Raw genomic sequence first — 17,065 nt, 5'->3', positions numbered from 1 at the left:
GTGGACCCTATAGGGAACCCCTATACCTGACGGGGCAGTCAGCCTGCCCTTCTTTGCGCGAGCAAAACCGTCTAGCTCGTGGCAGTTCATCGATAAAGGGAGGGTGTGAGTTTTTCAGGGACAGTTAGAAAAAGTGCAAATTTGCGCCGTTTTTTGCCCTTATTTTCGCCGGGTGACTCATGAAGACTAAGGGCGTCGTTGCGTCTTTTTCGCGATGAATCTCTGGAGATACAACAATGACAACGCCCTCCCCCCTCCACACCGATTGGCTCGGCATTGCTGGCAAGGTCTGCGTCGTCAACGGCGCAGCCAGCGGCATTGGTGCCTCGATTGTCAGCGCGCTGGCCGAAAGCGGCGCCCATGTGGTGCTGCTTGATCGCAACCTGCAAGGGTGCGAACAGTTGCAGCAGTCGTTAAACGACTACCCCGGCCGCAGCTTGAGTATCGCCTGTGATATCGCCGACGAGTTTCAGGTCAAGGCCGCCGCCGAACGTGTCGCCCAGGCGTTTGGCAGCTGTGACGCATTGGTTAACGCCGCCGGCATTCTGCGTGCAGCCAACCTGGCCGAAATCGAACTGGCCGACTGGAATGCCCTGCTGTCGGTCAACCTCAATGGCTACCTGCTGTGTGCCCGTGAGTTCGGGCGCCTGATGCGTGAGTCGGGCGCCGGGAGCATCGTGCATATCAGCTCGATCTCCGCGCAGATTCCACAGCCTTACAGCGGTGCCTACTCGCCGAGCAAGGCCGCAGTCGAGGCCTTGTCCAAGCAGCTGGCGGTGGAATGGGGGCCGTTTGGCATCCGTAGCAATTGCGTGGCGCCGGGAATGATTCGTACAGCACTGACCGCCGCTTATTACGATCATCCAGGCATCACTGAAGCGCGCGAAGCCTTTACCGCAACGCAGCGTATCGGCACGCCCGAAGACATCGCCAACGCCGTGCTGTTTCTGCTCAGTGAGCGCTCGTCGTATATCAGCGGCACCGAGGTGGATGTGAATGGTGGGCTGTCCTGCATGTTGATGGGCAAGATCCCACGCCCGGGGTTTACGGCAACCGCAAAGTAACCCCGGGTCATGGATAAAACACCGGCCTGGTATAGGCCGGTTTTTTTACTCCACGGCTTTGACCATGTCTTCGATGACCTTCTTCGCATCACCAAAGACCATCATGGTCTTGTCCAGATAGAACAGCTCGTTATCCAGACCGGCATAACCACTGGCCATCGAGCGCTTGTTGACGATGATGGTCTTGGCCTTGAAGGCTTCGAGGATCGGCATGCCGGCAATCGGCGAGTTCGGATCGTTCTTGGCCGCCGGGTTGACCACGTCGTTCGCGCCCAACACCAGCACCACGTCGGCCTGGCCGAACTCGGAGTTGATGTCTTCCATCTCGAACACCTGGTCGTAAGGCACTTCGGCCTCGGCCAGCAGGACGTTCATGTGGCCGGGCATGCGACCCGCCACCGGGTGGATCGCGTACTTCACGGTGACGCCGCGGTGGGTGAGCTTTTCGGTCAGTTCCTTGAGCGCATGTTGCGCCCGCGCCACTGCCAGGCCGTAGCCCGGGACGATGATCACGGTGTCGGCGTTGGTCAGCAGGAAGGTCGCATCGTCGGCCGAGCCGGATTTGACCGGGCGGGCTTCTTTGGAACCGGCTGCGGCACCCGCGTCCGGCGCATTGCCGAAACCGCCGAGCAGTACATTAAAGAAGGAACGGTTCATCGCCTTGCACATGATGTACGACAGGATCGCGCCGCTGGAGCCCACCAGGGAGCCGGCGATGATCAGCATCGAGTTGTTCAGCGAGAAGCCGATGCCCGCTGCGGCCCAACCGGAGTAGCTGTTGAGCATCGACACCACGACCGGCATGTCGGCGCCGCCGATCCGGGATGATGATCAGCACGCCGAGTACGAACGCCAGGGCCAGCATCAGCGCGAAGGCGGTGAGGTTGCCGGTGAACATGAACGCCAGGCCCAGGCCCAGGGTCAGCAGGCCGAGTACCAGGTTCAATTTATGCTGGCCGCCAAACTGTACCGGTGCGCCCTGGAACAGGCGGAACTTGTACTTGCCCGACAGCTTGCCGAACGCGATCACCGAACCGGAGAAGGTGATGGCGCCGATGGCGGCACCAAGGAACAGCTCCAGGCGGTTGCCCGCAGGGATCGCATCACCGAGGTGTTTAACGATACCCAGGGACTGCGGCTCGACCACCGCAGCAATCGCGATAAACACCGCTGCGAGGCCGATCATGCTGTGCATGAACGCCACCAGCTCCGGCATCTTGGTCATTTCTACGCGCTTGGCCATGATCGAACCGGCGGTGCCGCCGACCAACAGGCCGACAATCACGTAGCCGATACCCGCAGTCGCCAGCTCAGCGCCGAGCTTATAGATGAGGCCCACGGTGGTGAGCACCGCCAGTGCCATACCGAGCATGCCGAACAGGTTGCCGCGACGCGACGTGGTCGGGTGCGACAGGCCTTTGAGGGCCTGGATGAAGCAGATCGACGCGATCAAATAGAGCGTCGTTACCAGATTCATGCTCATTACTTCTGCACCTCTTCTTTCGCAGCTTTGGGCGCTTTCTTCTTGAACATCTCAAGCATCCTACGAGTAACCAGGAAGCCACCGAACACGTTCACCGCCGCCAAAGCCACGGCCAGGGTGCCCATGGTCTTGCCCAGCGGGGTCACGGTGAGGGCGGCGGCCAGCATGGCGCCGACGATCACGATCGCGGAAATCGCGTTGGTCACCGCCATCAGCGGTGTGTGCAGCGCGGGCGTCACGTTCCAGACCACGTGGTAACCGACATAAATCGCCAGCACAAAGATGATCAGGTTGTAGATACCGGGGGAGATAAGCTCTTCCATCGTCTGAATCCCTGCTTAGGCGTTTTTGCGGATGACTTGGCCGTCGCGGCACATCAGGCACGCGGCGACGATGTCGTCTTCGAGGTTGATTTCAAACTGCCCTTCCTGGGTGAAGACCAGCTTCAGGAAGTCCAGCAGGTTGCGCGCGTACAAGGCCGACGCATCGGCGGCGACAGCGCCGGCGAGGTTGGTCGGGCCGCAGATGATTACGCCGTTTTCCACCACGACTTGGTCGGCGACGGTGAGCGGGCAGTTGCCACCTTGGGCGGCGGCGAGGTCGATGACCACGGAGCCGGGTTTCATCTGCGCGACGGTGTCGGCGCTGAGCAGGGTCGGTGCCTTGCGGCCGGGGATCAGCGCGGTGGTGATGACGATGTCGGCTTGCTTGGCGCGTTCGTGTACGGCCAGGGCTTGGCGCTGCATCCAGCTGGTGGGCATCGGGCGGGCGTAGCCACCAACGCCGACGGCGCATTCGCGTTCTTCATCGGTCTCGTAGGGCACGTCGACAAACTTGGCGCCGAGGGATTCGATCTGCTCTTTCACGGCCGGACGTACGTCGGACGCTTCGATGACTGCACCCAGACGTTTCGCCGTAGCGATGGCCTGCAGGCCAGCAACACCAGCGCCGAGGATCAACACGCGCGCAGCTTTGACGGTGCCGGCGGCGGTCATCAGCATCGGCATGAAGCGCGGATAGTGATGAGCGGCGAGCAGCACGGCCTTATAGCCGGCGATGTTGGCCTGGGAGGACAGCACGTCGAGGCTTTGGGCGCGCGAGGTGCGCGGCGCAGCTTCAAGGGCAAAGGCGGTGATGCCCTGCTCGGCGAGCTTGGCGATGGTTTCGTTGCTGAACGGGTTGAGCATGCCCACCAAGACGGTGCCGCTTTTGATCAGCGTGAGTTCGCTGTCGCTGGGGGCCACCACCTTGAGAATCAGCTCGGCGCCAAACGCATCGTTGGCGCTGCCAATGGTTGCGCCTGCCGCTTCATAGGCACTGTCCGTGATGCTGGCTTTAATGCCGGCGCCGCTTTGTACAGTGACCTTATGGCCCTGGCCGATCAGCTTCTTGATGGTTTCCGGGGTGGCAGCCACCCGCGTTTCACCGGTACTCGTTTCAAGCGGTACTCCAATATGCACTTTCTTATTCTCCAACCGCCATGACTATCAGCGTTGGATTATCACACCGTGCTATTGGCGGGATGAAGGGTGCGTCTACGGTGCCAACCATAGGTTATGGCTATGGTAAGTGCAGCTGGCGTAAAAAAGACGCCTCGGTGGCTACTTCATAAATTTCAGGCAAAAAAAAGCCACTCGTTAGAGTGGCTTTTTCTTTGTGTTTGGAGCGGGAAACGAGACTCGAACTCGCGACCCCGACCTTGGCAAGGTCGTGCTCTACCAACTGAGCTATTCCCGCTTGGTGATGCGCATTCTATACAAATCTCGTAACCGGTCAACCCTTTGATTCAAAAAAGTTTTATTTCTTTTCAACGGTGGTGCGCAGATGAGGCCAGGCGGCACGCAGGTACTGGAGCATGGACCACAGCGTCAGGCCCGCCGCGATCAGCAGCAAAGCGTAGCCAGTCAGGACCCAGAACGAGAAGTCCGATGGGTTGGCCAGCAGGATCACGAGCGCGAGCATCTGCGCAGCGGTTTTCCACTTGCCCATGTTGGACACGGCGACGTGGGCGCGGGCACCGATTTCAGCCATCCATTCGCGCAGCGCCGAGACGACGATCTCGCGGCCGATGATCACGGCGGCTGGCAAGGTCAGCCACAGGTTGCCGTGTTCCTGCACCAATAGGACCAGGGCTACGGCCACCATGAGTTTGTCAGCCACGGGGTCGAGGAACGCACCGAAGGGCGTGCTCTGTTCAAGACGGCGGGCCAGGTAGCCGTCGAGCCAGTCAGTGGCAGCCGCAAAGGCGAACACGGAGCTGGAGGCGGCATAGCTCCATTCGTACGGCAAATAGAACAACAGAATGAAAATCGGAATAAGCAGGACGCGTAGAACGGTGATCAGATTAGGGATATTCATCGGCACAACTGGCTACGAGGTGGAAAGGCATTCTATTCGCTGTGCAGATTGGCATAAATCAGCTCAGCGAGCTTTTTACTGATACCGGGTGCTTTGGCTATTTCGTCAATGCTGGCACGGGAGAGCTCTTGCAAGCCACCAAAATGTTTAAGCAAGTCGCGACGTCGCGTCGGGCCAACCCCCGCCACCCCTTCCAGGGTTGAGGTTCGCCGGGTTTTGCCGCGACGGGCGCGGTGGCCGGTAATTGCAAAACGGTGGGCTTCGTCGCGGATCTGTTGAATCAGGTGCAACGCGGGTGAGTCGCCCTTCAAGGTGAACTCATGGGCGGCATCATTCAAGTACAACGTTTCGAAGCCGGCCTTGCGCGTGGCGCCCTTGGCGACGCCGAGGAGGATCAGGTCGGGCACCGCCAGTTCGTTGAGCACGTCACGGGCCATGGACAGCTGCCCTTTGCCGCCGTCCACCAAGAGGATATCCGGCAACTTGCCCTCGCCGTCCTTCAACTTGCTGAAACGCCGGGTCAGGGCCTGGTGCATGGCGGCGTAGTCGTCGCCGGCGGTGACGCCTTCGATGTTGTAGCGCCGGTAGTCGGACTTGATCGGCCCTTCCGGCCCGAACACCACGCAGGAGGCCACGGTGGCCTCGCCGCTGGAGTGGCTGATGTCGTAGCACTCCAGGCGCTGCGGCGGCTCGTCCAGGTTGAGGACCTCGGCCAGGGCGTCGAAGCGTGCGGCAACGTGCTGTCGATTGGCCAGGCGCGCGCTCAGGGCCTGCTCGGCGTTGGTCACCGCCAGTGTTTGCCAGCGGGCCCGGGTGCCGCGTACGCGGTGGCTGATGTCCAGCTCGCGGCCGCGTAGTTCGTGGATCGCCGCGATCAGCGTGGGGAAATCTTCGTGAACCACGTTGACGATCAGTTCGGACGGCAGGTCGCGCTCAGGGCTGCTGACGTAGTACTGGCCGAGAAACGCAGCCATGACTTCGGCCACGTCCTCATCGATACCGGTCTGCGGGAAGAAGTTCTTGCTGCCCAGCACCCGCCCGCCACGCACGCTGATCAGGTGCACGCAGGCGCCGCCGGGGTTGACGAAGGCGGCGATCACATCGACGTCGCCGGTGCCGCCTTCCATGCTCTGCTGGTCCTGCACGCGGCGCAGCAGGGAGATCTGGTCGCGCAGCTCGGCGGCGCGCTCGAAATCCAGGGTGCTGGCGGCCTGTTCCATGGCGGCGGAGAGTTCATCGGTGAGCGCATTGCTGCGTCCTTCGAGGAACATCACCGAATGGCGCACATCTTCGGCGTACTCGGCGGGCTCGACCAGGCCCACGCACGGCGCCTTGCAGCGCTTGATCTGGTATTGCAGGCACGGTCGGGTGCGGTTCTTGTAGAAGCTGTCTTCGCACTGGCGCACAAAAAAGGTCTTTTGCAGCAGGCTCAGGCTTTCGCGGATCGCGCCAGCACTGGGATACGGACCGAAGTACTTGCCCTTCTGCTTCTTCGCCCCGCGATGGATGCTCAGGCGTGGAAAGTTGCCGTCAGACAAAAACACGTAGGGGTAGGACTTATCGTCGCGCAGCAGGATGTTGTAGGGCGGCCGCCATTCCTTGATCAGCGTCTGCTCAAGCAGCAGCGCTTCGGTCTCGTTGGCGGTGATGGTGGTTTCGACCTGGGCGATGCGCGCGACCAGTGCCGCCGTCTTGGGCGCAAGGCCGCTCTTGCGAAAATAGCTCGCCAGGCGGTTCTTCAGGTTCTTGGCTTTACCGACGTAAAGCAGGCGTGCCTCGCTGTCGAACATGCGGTACACGCCAGGGCGGCCACTGCAGGTTGAGAGAAAGGCACTCGGATCAAACGGCGTGGTCATGTCAGGCGCTGGCGTCCACCATGCCGTGGCGTACCGCGAGCAGGGTCAGTTCAACATCACTGCTGATGGTGAGTTTCTCGAAGATGCGATAGCGGTAGGTGTTGACGGTCTTGGGCGACAGGCACAGCTTGTCCGAGATCGTCTGTACCTTCTGGCAGCCGACGATCATCAAGGCAATCTGGATTTCCCGCTCCGACAGCGCATCAAACGGTGAATCACTCACGGGCTGGAAGGACTTGATCGCCAACTGCTGGGCAATCTGCGGACTGATGTAGCGCTGGCCGGCAAACACCAGGCGAATGGCTTGCACCATCTCGGCCAGGCCGGCGCCCTTGGTCAGGTAACCCGCGGCCCCGGCCTGCAGCAGGCGCGTAGGGAAAGGATCTTCCTCGCACACTGTCACCACCACGACCTTGATATCCGGGTGGCTGCGCAACAACTTGGTCGTTGCGCCAAGACCGCCGATGCCCGGCATCTTGACGTCCATCAACACCACATCGGGCTTCAACTCACGCGCCTTGATCAGGGACTCTTCCCCGGACTCAGCCTGGCCGACTACTTGCAGGCCATCGATGTCAGCCAGCATTCGTGTAATGCCTGTACGAACGAGATCATGGTCATCGACTACTAGCACCCTAATCAAGCAGACACCTCGCGATATGGTCTTATAGGTTGCTGAACACCTTAGCAAAAAACCAAGGCGCAGACCTAGCTGCAAGCGTCATATATATAGCGTTTGAACGAACCGCACTCGCCCGCCGAATGGCGGGCGACCGAGTTTGCGGGGTAAAACGTCAGGAATCCTGGGATTGCGCCTTGGCTTTGCCATTCAAATGAAATGAATGCTCGGCCAGGGTTGAAGTCAAGCGGCGGATAGCATCCTGATCTTCCTTGAACATCGCCCGGTAATCGCCCAATACTTTCTCTTCGACCCGGCTTAGGTGTTCCGATTGAATCGGCGTGGCATTCCCCGGTCAACACATACAGGATATCTACACCTCTTTCGGCGACACGAGACAAGTAGTCCGCTTTAGGCGCGCGCCCTCCACTTTCATATTTACCTTGTGCATTGGCTTCAACGCCTCCGATCTCACCAAAAACTTTTTGCGACAGGCCAAGTCGCTCTCTTTCTTGCCTCAAACGCGAACCGATTCCACTCATTTGGATGTATGATCCTATTTGGCACACCCCAAGAGGTGACACACTCATCTCTTTGTTAAACGAACTTGAACGGTTTTGAACTATGCCCGGAATCCGTACTGCTGCACAAGCCAAGGCCTGGCTGGAACATCAAGGAAAGTCAGTTCAAGCGTTCGCCCGTGAACATGGCGTTGATCCGGCAACCACCTATCAAGTGCTCGCTGGACGCAAAAAGGGACGGCGTGGTGAGGCCCATAAGGTAGCGGTCCTTTTGGGCATGAAAGAAGGGATCATCCTTTCTGAGGCTGATGGCCAAAACAACGATCAGGAAGTCGTCTCCTAAGGTCAGTATGCGCTTATTAGGATTCGGCGCAGGTTTAGCTTGAGGGGCAGACGCGCTCCATCCGCCAGAAGCAATCTTCCTCCCCGACGATGTTCAGCCCCATGCGCTGATAGAGGCGTTTCGCCGGGTTGGTCTTGAACACGGTCAAGCGCAACAAGCCCTGTGCACAGGCCTTGAGCGCCATCTGCTCCAGCACCCAACTGCCAGCACCCTGCTTGCGACAGCTTTCGAGCAGATGCAGTTCGCGGATATACAGCGCCCGGCTGTCACGACTCAGGCTGATAAAGCCCAGGACGCAGTCGTCGCGGCAAATCAGCCAGTTTTCCCGACCGGCCCACGCGGTATCAAAACCGTCGTTGGACCACAGCAGGCCATATTGCGTGTAATAGCCGCTCATGGCCTCGTGGGTCAGTGTGCGTGCGAATGCCAGGTCGCGATCCGTCGCGGCGCGCAGGTGGAATGCCATTTACAGAGCCATCACTTGGCCAGACCACTGTCCGTTTTCGCGGCGGGCTATCACCAATGCGTCCCCTGCACCCGGCACCGCAGCCAGCAAGCTGCCATCATCGGCCCAGATCGCACTGCGGCCCGCGCACACGTAGCCGCCGGATGGGCCACCATGATTGGCCATCAACACCAACAGGCCATGCTCAGCGGCGTAGCCCTGCAGTAGGGCGCTGTCTGTTGCGTAGCCGCCTTCACTGATCAACACACCTGCGGCGTACACATTCGCCCCGGTTTCAACGGCAGAAAGTGCATGACTTGCGTGGGAAAAGTCCGCACACACCGCCAGCGCAATCCGCTCGCCACCCCACTCGAGTACAGCACCGCCCTGCCCCGGGACAAATGCAACCTCTTCACCCGGATGCAGGTGCTGCTTGGTGTACACCGCCAGGGAGCCGTCCGCCCCCAACACCAATGCGCCGATCGACACACCGGCCTCAGGCGCCAAACGGATCGGCATCCCCACCACCGCCGTCAGCCTCAGCGCCTGCGCCATTTCACGCAGCGGCGCGAGTACCGTGTCATCCGGGGCGATTGCCAACCCGGCAGCCAATGCCGGCTCATAGCCTGTCAATGACAACTCTGGAAACACCAACACTTGCACACCGTGCTCCGCTGCCACGCCCATGAACGCCAGATGCCGCTGGAGATTGGCAGGTATGTCGCCCGCAACGGCGATCGTTTGAGCAGCAGCAAGGGCAAAGGCAGTCATGGTCGCGTCCAGGCAATCAATATCAAAGTGTTACAAGCATATCTCGGTCAATAGCGCTAAGTACCCCCAAGCGATAGAAATTACCCATTGAATCCTCCTGCGTGCCTCGAGTAAGCTCCCCCCATCATTTGGAGACACACCATGTTGCAACTCACCCACACCCAGGTTTGCCCTGCTGCCAGCGCCCCGCGCTCGGTGTCGGCTACCCGTGTATGCGGTTCGAGCGCAGCGGTAAGCTTTTATTTTGGGTATTGGTTTAGCCACTGGCGCGCCTGATACCTGAAATCGGCGGCCACTACTCAAGGGGTCGCCTGCCAGAGAAATCTAACCCCCGGTCGGCTCCCCGACCGGGGGTTTTGTTTTTTGGCCTGCAGACAAAAGCCCTTCATAAAATTTTGCAAGAACACTTAAGGAATCACGACATGAACTACGCCACCTATTACCGCTACGACACTTGCACTGCATGGCGATTTAGCAAGCTCCGCTCGGGACAGCCTGCCGCCTCCGATCGGTCACCTATTGGTGGCAAGCCAACACACGTAGCCGATACGGCCAATTGTCGAACACCCCAGTAGGGCCAAGCGTGCGGGAATAACCCGCCGCTTGCCCAGGAAGCCTTGAATATGAACGCTGCCACCGCCGCTCTGCCTGTTACCAATCTGTCCAGCGCCAATGAAGCCCTGACCCAGCGCCTGCCCAGCTCCCTTGAGCTCAAGCACCAGCTACCTCTCAGCCCGTTCCTCAACGAACAGATCCACGCCCATCGCCAAGCCGTGCGCGCCATCCTCAATGGCGAAGACAAGCGCTTGCTGGTGATTGTCGGCCCGTGCTCGATCCACGACCCGGAATCGGCCATGGAGTACGCACGCAACCTGAAGAAACTGGCCCTGGAAGTCAGTGACCAGATGCTGCTGGTGATCCGCGCCTACGTCGAAAAACCCCGCACCACCATCGGCTGGAAAGGCCTGGCCTACGACCCGCACCTGGACGGCAGCGATGACATGGCCGCCGGCCTCACCCTGTCCCGTCAATTGATGCGCGAAATGCTGCGCCTGGGCCTGCCGGTTGCCACCGAACTGCTGCAACCCATGGCCGCCGGCTACTTCGATGACCTGCTCAGCTGGGTAGCGATTGGCGCGCGCACCACCGAGTCGCAGATCCACCGCGAGATGGCCAGCGGCCTGGGCATGCCCGTGGGCTTCAAGAACGGTACCGACGGCGGCGTCGCGATTGCCTGCGATGCGATGCGCTCGGCCTCCCACCCGCACCGTCACTTCGGCGTCGACAGCCAAGGCCATCCGGCGATCATCCAGACCCCGGGCAACCCCGACACTCACCTGGTGCTGCGCGGCGGTCACCGTGGGCCGAACTACGACGAGCAAAGCGTCGCCCAGGTGAAACACGACCTGGCCAAATCCAAGGTGGCGGCGCGGATCATGGTCGATTGCAGCCATGCCAACAGTGGCAAAGACCCCTTGCGTCAGCCAGCGGTGTTCAACGAGGTGCTGGAGCAGCGCCTGCAAGGCGACTCCTCGCTGATCGGCATGATGCTGGAAAGTCACCTGTTCGAGGGCTGCCAGCCACTCAGTGCATCGATGCAATACGGCGTATCGGTGACCGACGGTTGCCTGGGCTGGGACGCTACCGAGCAACTGCTGCGCAATGCCGCGCAGCGGCTGCGCGAACGCACCACACTCGCCTGACCGATGACCCGCCAGACATGTGGGAGGGCCTCCCTCCCACACCTGGACCATGCAAACCCCGGTCGCGATTCGTGACCTGGGGTAAAGAGTCCTTTTCAGAATCGGCGGTTTTTCCGAAGGCACAACGGACGGATACTCGTCGTCATTGTTGATATCCCTTCAGGAGCTACCGATGTCCACCGCCCCACACACCATTCCAGCCTTCGGCCTCGGCACCTTCCGCTTGCAGGGCAAGGTGGTGATCGACTCCGTGAGCACTGCCCTGGAACTGGGCTACCGCGCCATCGACACCGCGCAGATCTACGAAAATGAAGCCGAGGTTGGCCAGGCCATCGCCGACAGCGGTATCCCGCGCGACGAGCTGTTCATCACCAGCAAGATCTGGATCGCCCATTTCGCCGAAGGCCAGTTGATCCCCAGCCTGCGCGAAAGCCTGCGCAAATTGCGTACCGACCATCTCGACCTGACCCTGATCCACTGGCCGTCCCCGGAAGACCAGGTACCCGTTGCCGAATTCATGGGGCAGTTACTGGAAGCCAAGCGTCTGGGCCTGACGCGCCAGATCGGTATTTCCAATTTCACCCTGGACCTGATGAAACAGGCGATTGCCGCTGTGGGCGCCGAAAATATCGCCACCAACCAGATCGAACTGCACCCCTACCTGCAAAACCGCAAGGTCGTGGATTTTGCTACCGCCCACGGCATTCGGATCACCTCCTACATGACCCTGGCCTATGGCGAAGTGCTGAACGATCCGGTGATTCAGCAAATCGCAGAACACCACCAGGCGACGGCGGCACAAGTCACGTTGGCCTGGGCCATGCAAATGGGTTACGCGGTGATCCCGTCGTCTACCCAACGTGCCAACCTGCAAAGCAACCTCAAGGCACAGCAACTGACCTTGAGCGCCGCCGAGTTGGCGAAGATTGCCGGCCTGGAACGCGGCCACCGCCTGACCAGCCCCAAGGGTATCGCGCCGCTGTGGGACTAAGCCCCGGCGACGGGCGTTCGGGACAACTCCCGCAGCCAGGGCAATACCCGCAGGCCGCGGGCGGCTTCGGGAGGGTCGATGATATCCATGAAGTGTTCGAGGTTGACGTTGTCCGGCACGCCAGGCAGCCGTACCAGCACCGCTGGCGTGATGCCGGCAGGCTGGCCCAGGTCCAGGTGGTCATAGACCAGCACATGGCGCACCTGGAGCTGGGGCCCGCTGGCCTGGGCGGCCAGCCCCGCATTGATGATGAGCACGTCGAACGGCTCAGCCGGAACGGCGGCAAGCACCTGGGCCTCGTCGAAGGTTTGCACTGGCACGATCCGGTGATATCCCAGTTGATTGAGCATTTTCTCGATGTACAACCGTTGCAGATGTTGCTCGTCGGCAATCAGGATGGTCAGTGCTTTATTCGGCATGGCAAACCCCTGGGTAGGCAGTGCTCGGCAGTGAGCGCGGACCATTTTCCAGACATATACCGCAGACAAAATCAGGTATGTTCCCTCTTCGCGTAGGAGTTATCCCAAATCAACTGAGCGGCAATCAGAGTTGATTGCAATAAACGCTCAATGCCTGATGCAGATCGCTGATCGCTGCGCTTACCCCCTCAATCGCTGGCCCCAGCGCCTGCCTGTCCTGTGTCTCACACGCAGCCTCCAATGCTTCACAACGGTCGATCAGCGCCTGCGCCTTGACCATTCGTGCGCCCCCCTTGGCACGGTGCGCGAGGTCATGCAGCCTGGCAAAATCAAACGCCTGTTGAGGCAACGACAACCACTCGAGGTCGGCTTTCAGGCTTTCGATCAACGGGATCAGTAATTCTTTGAGGGCGCCCCGGTCATCCCCGGTCAGTCCGGTCAGTGTGCTCAGATCCAGCATCGGCAGGCCGTCAGCCTGGGCAACGCGCGCGGCGCGCGAAGCGAGCGCCAACCGCAGGTCGTCAAGGCTGGTGGGCTTGAACAGGCAGCCGTCCATACCCGCCTGCCGACAGCGCTCCACCTCCTCTGGCTGGGCATTCGCGGTAAAGCCCAACAACAAGCACGGCACCAGGCCTCGCTGACGCTCTTGGGCGCGGATGTCATGCGCCAACTGATAACCGTTCTTCAGCGGCATGTTGCAATCGGTGATGACCACGTCAAAGTGCCCCGCCTGCCAGTATTGCACCCCTTGCAGGCCGTCGTCGGCAGTGGTGATGCGGTGCCCCAGGAAGCTCAGTTGTCGGCCCAGCAACAGTCGATTGGCACGGTAGTCGTCCACCACCAGGATATCCAATGCCTGGGGCGGTGGAGTCTCCAGCACCGCCGATAACACCTGGGCCGGCAAAGCCGCCGTTACCGCCAACACCATCCGCACATCGACCCGCGTGCCTTGCCCCAGCACACTGCTCAAGTGCAACTGGCCACCGAGCATTTCGCACAGATTGCGGCTGATCACCAGCCCCAGACCAGAGCCACTGCGTGCCGACTGCTCGGTATTGCTTCCTTGGATAAACGGGTTGAACAGCCGTTGCTGGTCCTCCGCGCTGATGCCAATGCCGCTGTCTTGCACCCATAACCGCAGCGTCAGTTGGTCTCCTGCCACCACCCCCTGCGCACCGAGCTGCACCTGCCCCCTGGCGGTGAACTTGATCGCATTGCTCAACAGGTTCGACACGACCTGTTTGAAGCGCAGCGGATCGATCAGTACCGCTCGGTCGATCGTCGAATCAAGCTCAACCTGCAGCACCAGGCCCTTGGCCCGTGCCAGCCCGTCAAACACCCGCACGACTGATGCCAACTGCTCTTTCAGGTTCGCCGGTTCCAGGGCCAGGGACAAATGGCCGGATTCGATGCGCGCGATATCAAGAATATCGCCGATGAGCTCCAGCATGCTGCGCGAGGCCACCGACGCCACCTCCAGCGCATCACGGTCCGCCCGCCCCTGTTCGGCGTTTTTCAAGGCCAGTTCGATCATGCCGATCACTGCGTTCATCGGCGTGCGGATCTCATGGCTCATCGTCGCCAGAAAGGTGGTCTTCGCCCGGTTGGCGGCGTCGGCGTCATCCTTGGCGTCTTGCAACTGGCCCAGCAGACGCTGGCGTTCGCTGACATCCACCCAGCCTGCGATCATGCCCACCACGCTGTCATCGCCATCACGGTAGGGCAGCATCCATTGGTAGATGGTCAGCACTTCACCACTGGGCACCCGGAGGATGCGGTCCTGAATCTGCGGTTCGCCCCGCGTCATCAACCGCATATAGTCATCATGAAAAGACTGGGCCTGAGGCGGGTTGCCGGTGTCGGTTTCCATCACCGTCTTGCCGATCACATCCTCCAGCTTGAAGCCAAACACATCGAGGTAGGCGTTGTTGCAGGCCATCAACCGACCCTGGCGGTCGCGTACATAAATCGGGTGGGGCGTGCCATCGATCAGCACGCTCATGAAACGCATCTGGTCGCTCAAGGCACGCTCGGCCTGAACCCGCGTACGAATCAGGCGGCGCAGGTAAATGGCCCAGCCCAGGGTCGCCAGCAGCAGCAACGCGGCCAGGGCGAAGCCTTGAACGATTGCCGTGCGATGGCGCAACCAGTAGCTGTCGCCGATGATCACTTCGCTGCGCCAGTGGTTGGTCAACTCGTCCATTTCTTCCGGCGTGATGCTCAACAGGGCCTTGTCGAGGATTGAATACAGCTCCAACTGGCTGCGATTGACACCAAAGGTAATCCGCGCGGGCTCAGTACCCACCGTGCTGGTCATACGCAGCCGGTCACGATAGTGGCGCGCAATCATAAAGCGCGCACTGATCAGCGAAACGACGGTGGCATCGACGCTACTTTTGGCCACCAACTCCATGGCCTGTTCAGGGTTTTCCACATAGACCAACTCGATGCCGGGGTAGTCCTGGGCAATCTGCGCAGCAAGGCTGTTGCCGCCGATAAACGCCACGCGCTTGCGCGGCAGGTCCTCAAGGGTGACCACGCTGTCATCATCGGCGCGTACCACCAGCACGTAAGGGTTGGACAAGTAAGGTCGGGTAAAGCGCAATTTATCGGCGCGTTCGACGCTCGGGGTGATCACCGCCAGCATTTCAACCTGACCGCTGCTGATCTGGTCGATTTGCCGCAACAGCGAGCTGTCCCGCACCACCTCGAACTTCAAGCCAGTGCGCAAGCTGATCCGCGACAGGACCTCGGCGCTCAACCCTTCAAACTGCCCGTTCTCGTTGAAGAAAGACAGCGGGACGAACTTGTCGAGTACCGCCACCCTCACCCGCGGATGCTTCTCCAGCCAGCGTTGCTCACTGTCGCTCAAGCGCAACCGCTCAGCCCCCAGGGCACCACCGCCACCGGCGCTCCAGCGACGCAGGATTTCCATCTGCTGCGCGGCCGGGATAGCGGCCAGTGCAGCATTGATGATCTTCAGCAGCCGCTCGTTATCCAGGGTGAAGGCAAACCCGAACGGGTTGACCTCCAGGGCAGAGAAATCCTCAATGCGGACGTTGTTGAGATGATTCTTGTTGATCAGGTAGCGGGTGCTGATGGCGTCACCCAGGTAGACATCTGCCTGGCCGAATGCCACTGCGCCAATAGCCTGGTGAGTCGAGCCATACAACTGCAATTGCGCGCGGGGGTAAAACGCCTGGACGGCATTGGGCTGCATGTAGTGGTAGAGCATCGCCACACGCTTGCCCGCCAGGTCGGCCGGCAACGACTGGCTGGCGCCTGAGCGGGTCACGAGGGCCGGTTGGTCATTGGCGTAGGAGCGTGACAGTACCAACTGTGTATCCGCCGCCTCATAACCATTGGCCGACCCTAGGAAATCCAGCGCACCTGACTTGAGTGCCTCGATCACTTCATCGCGGGTGTCGTAGCGCCTGACTTCAATCGTGACATTGAGTATCTGTGCGATCAGCGCCGCATAATCGGCGGAGATGCCTTCAAGTTCGTCATTGTTGTTACTCAGGTCGAACGGCGCGTAATCAGGGGCCGACACCCCCATGACCAAGGTGCGCCGTTCTCGCAGCCAGCGCCAGTCCGTTTCATCAAGCTGCACCGTGGATTTTTCAAGACTGGAATGGCCCAGCAATCGCAGCACATGAGGTTCATCCAGAGCCATCGCCACCCAGGGCAAAGACCCCATCAGCAGGATGGCAGTGAATTTCGCCAGCCGAAGGGTGGCCATTTCAGATCAGATGGTTGCGCTGGGCGAATTTAGACAAATGCACCACGGAAGACATGCGCAGCTTCTCCTTGAGGCGCGTCTTGTAGGTACTGATGGTCTTGTGGCTCAGCAGCATGTCTTCGGCAATTTCCTTGTTGCCAAGGCCCAGGGCCAGCTTCTGCAACACCGTCAACTCGCGATCCGAAAGCCCCTCCACCAACTCGAGCTCGGTGGTTTGCAGATCATCGCGGCGCACCGAACTGGTCGGCAGGCTGGGAAAGCAACTGTAGTTGGACATTACCGCCTTGATCGCTTTTTGCAGCTCGTCCAGCTCACCGGTCTTGGCGACAAATCCCATGGCTCCGGCACGCATGCAGCGAGTGGAAAAGAACACTGCCAGGTAGGACGTGAGCACCAGAATCTTGCACGGCAAGCCCAACGCCTTTATTCGGCTGATCACTTCCAAGCCGCCAAGCTTGGGCATCGCCAGATCAAGGATGACCAGGTCCGGGCGCTCCTCTCGGGCAACCTGCATAGCGTCAGCGCCATTCCCCGCTTCATAAATCTTATCGAAGCCTTCCTGCTTCAAGAGATAGCGGACCGTGGCGCGAATAAACGGGTGATCATCGACAATCAAAGCTTTGCTCATAAAACCCACCTGAGAAGACAAAGTAACCTGACATATCACACGGGACCCGAGCACCTGTGAAAAATGACAGTTCCGACAAACGGCACTGCACTTCATCAGGACACTCGCCAGGCTCAACCTGG

The 17,065-nt window shown here is 60.2% G+C and carries 14 protein-coding genes, 1 tRNA gene and 2 pseudogenes; 4 read left to right on the top strand and 13 right to left on the bottom strand.

What is annotated here, in order from left to right:
• The first annotated feature begins 236 nt into the window (after positions 1 to 236).
• Positions 237 to 1,064 (top strand): SDR family NAD(P)-dependent oxidoreductase, encoded by an 828-nt coding sequence (locus PSH87_RS10350; RefSeq protein WP_305433431.1) that lies wholly within the window; start codon positions 237 to 239, stop codon positions 1,062 to 1,064.
• A gap of 45 nt (positions 1,065 to 1,109) precedes the next feature.
• Here the strand turns inward: PSH87_RS10350 and PSH87_RS10345 are convergent.
• From PSH87_RS10345 to PSH87_RS10310, 8 genes and pseudogenes are all read right to left on the bottom strand, one after another.
• Positions 1,110 to 2,547 (bottom strand): annotated as a pseudogene (locus PSH87_RS10345) (NAD(P)(+) transhydrogenase (Re/Si-specific) subunit beta).
• Positions 2,547 to 2,870 carry an NAD(P) transhydrogenase subunit alpha gene (locus PSH87_RS10340; protein WP_017736000.1) on the bottom strand — a complete coding sequence of 108 codons (324 nt, stop codon included), beginning with the start codon at positions 2,868 to 2,870 and terminating at the stop codon, positions 2,547 to 2,549. The pseudogene PSH87_RS10345 and the gene PSH87_RS10340 overlap by 1 nt, the downstream one beginning before the upstream one ends.
• 15 nt (positions 2,871 to 2,885) lie before the next feature.
• Positions 2,886 to 4,007: a Re/Si-specific NAD(P)(+) transhydrogenase subunit alpha gene (locus PSH87_RS10335; protein ID WP_305433429.1), complete on the bottom strand. Its 1,122-nt coding sequence runs from the start codon at positions 4,005 to 4,007 to the stop codon at positions 2,886 to 2,888.
• Between the two features lie 201 nt (positions 4,008 to 4,208).
• Positions 4,209 to 4,284: transfer RNA gene (locus PSH87_RS10330), tRNA-Gly, on the bottom strand.
• Positions 4,285 to 4,344: 60 nt separating this feature from the next.
• Positions 4,345 to 4,905 (bottom strand): CDP-diacylglycerol--glycerol-3-phosphate 3-phosphatidyltransferase, encoded by a 561-nt coding sequence (pgsA, locus tag PSH87_RS10325; RefSeq protein WP_003232771.1) that lies wholly within the window; start codon positions 4,903 to 4,905, stop codon positions 4,345 to 4,347.
• A 32-nt stretch (positions 4,906 to 4,937) separates the two neighbouring features.
• Entirely contained in the window at positions 4,938 to 6,761 is a 1,824-nt protein-coding gene (uvrC, locus tag PSH87_RS10320) for an excinuclease ABC subunit UvrC (protein ID WP_026136870.1), read from the bottom strand.
• A 1-nt stretch (position 6,762) separates the two neighbouring features.
• Positions 6,763 to 7,404 carry a UvrY/SirA/GacA family response regulator transcription factor gene (uvrY, locus tag PSH87_RS10315; protein ID WP_026136871.1) on the bottom strand — a complete coding sequence of 214 codons (642 nt, stop codon included), beginning with the start codon at positions 7,402 to 7,404 and terminating at the stop codon, positions 6,763 to 6,765.
• A 151-nt stretch (positions 7,405 to 7,555) separates the two neighbouring features.
• Positions 7,556 to 7,922: pseudogene (locus tag PSH87_RS10310) on the bottom strand (helix-turn-helix domain-containing protein).
• 82 nt (positions 7,923 to 8,004) lie between these two features.
• On the opposite strand from PSH87_RS10310, the gene PSH87_RS10305 reads away from it, so the two are divergent.
• Entirely contained in the window at positions 8,005 to 8,244 is a 240-nt protein-coding gene (locus tag PSH87_RS10305; protein WP_017737468.1) for a DNA-binding protein, read from the top strand.
• Positions 8,245 to 8,278: 34 nt separating this feature from the next.
• Here PSH87_RS10305 and PSH87_RS10300 read toward each other — a convergent pair whose 3' ends face one another.
• The gene (locus tag PSH87_RS10300; protein ID WP_305433427.1) at positions 8,279 to 8,710 is read right to left on the bottom strand and encodes a GNAT family N-acetyltransferase; all 432 of its coding nucleotides are present in this window, start codon (positions 8,708 to 8,710) and stop codon (positions 8,279 to 8,281) included.
• Positions 8,711 to 9,460, bottom strand: a complete 750-nt coding sequence (locus PSH87_RS10295) for a carbon-nitrogen hydrolase family protein (RefSeq protein ID WP_305433426.1) — start codon at positions 9,458 to 9,460, stop codon at positions 8,711 to 8,713.
• 623 nt (positions 9,461 to 10,083) lie between these two features.
• Between PSH87_RS10295 and PSH87_RS10290 the strand changes: the two genes are divergently transcribed.
• Together PSH87_RS10290 and dkgB are read left to right on the top strand one after the other, a co-directional pair.
• Positions 10,084 to 11,163: a 3-deoxy-7-phosphoheptulonate synthase gene (locus PSH87_RS10290; protein ID WP_017737472.1), complete on the top strand. Its 1,080-nt coding sequence runs from the start codon at positions 10,084 to 10,086 to the stop codon at positions 11,161 to 11,163.
• 172 nt (positions 11,164 to 11,335) lie between these two features.
• Positions 11,336 to 12,154 (top strand): 2,5-didehydrogluconate reductase DkgB, encoded by an 819-nt coding sequence (dkgB, locus tag PSH87_RS10285; RefSeq protein ID WP_017737473.1) that lies wholly within the window; start codon positions 11,336 to 11,338, stop codon positions 12,152 to 12,154.
• Here dkgB and PSH87_RS10280 read toward each other — a convergent pair.
• The 3 genes from PSH87_RS10280 to PSH87_RS10270 all read right to left on the bottom strand — a co-directional run bounded on the left by PSH87_RS10280 (position 12,151) and on the right by PSH87_RS10270 (position 16,943).
• Positions 12,151 to 12,573 carry a hypothetical protein gene (locus PSH87_RS10280; protein ID WP_017737474.1) on the bottom strand — a complete coding sequence of 141 codons (423 nt, stop codon included), beginning with the start codon at positions 12,571 to 12,573 and terminating at the stop codon, positions 12,151 to 12,153. The two genes, dkgB and PSH87_RS10280, sit on opposite strands and share 4 nt — an antisense overlap.
• A 124-nt stretch (positions 12,574 to 12,697) precedes the next feature.
• Positions 12,698 to 16,315: a transporter substrate-binding domain-containing protein gene (locus tag PSH87_RS10275; protein ID WP_305433425.1), complete on the bottom strand. Its 3,618-nt coding sequence runs from the start codon at positions 16,313 to 16,315 to the stop codon at positions 12,698 to 12,700.
• A 1-nt stretch (position 16,316) separates the two neighbouring features.
• Positions 16,317 to 16,943, bottom strand: coding sequence for a response regulator transcription factor (locus PSH87_RS10270; RefSeq protein WP_017737476.1), 627 nt, complete (start codon positions 16,941 to 16,943; stop codon positions 16,317 to 16,319).
• Between the last annotated feature and the right edge of the window lie 122 nt (positions 16,944 to 17,065).

Origin of the sequence: Pseudomonas sp. FP453 (assembly GCF_030687495.1) — a bacterium.
Classification (GTDB): Bacteria; Pseudomonadota; Gammaproteobacteria; order Pseudomonadales; family Pseudomonadaceae; genus Aquipseudomonas.
This window is presented reverse-complemented; position numbering and strand designations above follow the sequence as displayed.

What these genes read in the sequence shown, in the direction of transcription:
- uvrC (WP_026136870.1), bottom strand. Translation starts at nt 6,761, where the DNA reads ATGACCACGCCGTTTGATCCGAGTGCCTTTCTCTCAACCTGCAGTGGC.
- PSH87_RS10340 (WP_017736000.1), bottom strand. Translation starts at nt 2,870, where the DNA reads ATGGAAGAGCTTATCTCCCCCGGTATCTACAACCTGATCATCTTTGTG.
- PSH87_RS10350 (WP_305433431.1), top strand. Translation starts at nt 237, where the DNA reads ATGACAACGCCCTCCCCCCTCCACACCGATTGGCTCGGCATTGCTGGC.
- dkgB (WP_017737473.1), top strand. Translation starts at nt 11,336, where the DNA reads ATGTCCACCGCCCCACACACCATTCCAGCCTTCGGCCTCGGCACCTTC.
- PSH87_RS10275 (WP_305433425.1), bottom strand. Translation starts at nt 16,315, where the DNA reads ATGGCCACCCTTCGGCTGGCGAAATTCACTGCCATCCTGCTGATGGGG.
- PSH87_RS10270 (WP_017737476.1), bottom strand. Translation starts at nt 16,943, where the DNA reads ATGAGCAAAGCTTTGATTGTCGATGATCACCCGTTTATTCGCGCCACG.
- PSH87_RS10290 (WP_017737472.1), top strand. Translation starts at nt 10,084, where the DNA reads ATGAACGCTGCCACCGCCGCTCTGCCTGTTACCAATCTGTCCAGCGCC.
- pgsA (WP_003232771.1), bottom strand. Translation starts at nt 4,905, where the DNA reads ATGAATATCCCTAATCTGATCACCGTTCTACGCGTCCTGCTTATTCCG.
- PSH87_RS10300 (WP_305433427.1), bottom strand. Translation starts at nt 8,710, where the DNA reads ATGGCATTCCACCTGCGCGCCGCGACGGATCGCGACCTGGCATTCGCA.
- PSH87_RS10305 (WP_017737468.1), top strand. Translation starts at nt 8,005, where the DNA reads ATGCCCGGAATCCGTACTGCTGCACAAGCCAAGGCCTGGCTGGAACAT.
- PSH87_RS10280 (WP_017737474.1), bottom strand. Translation starts at nt 12,573, where the DNA reads ATGCCGAATAAAGCACTGACCATCCTGATTGCCGACGAGCAACATCTG.
- PSH87_RS10295 (WP_305433426.1), bottom strand. Translation starts at nt 9,460, where the DNA reads ATGACTGCCTTTGCCCTTGCTGCTGCTCAAACGATCGCCGTTGCGGGC.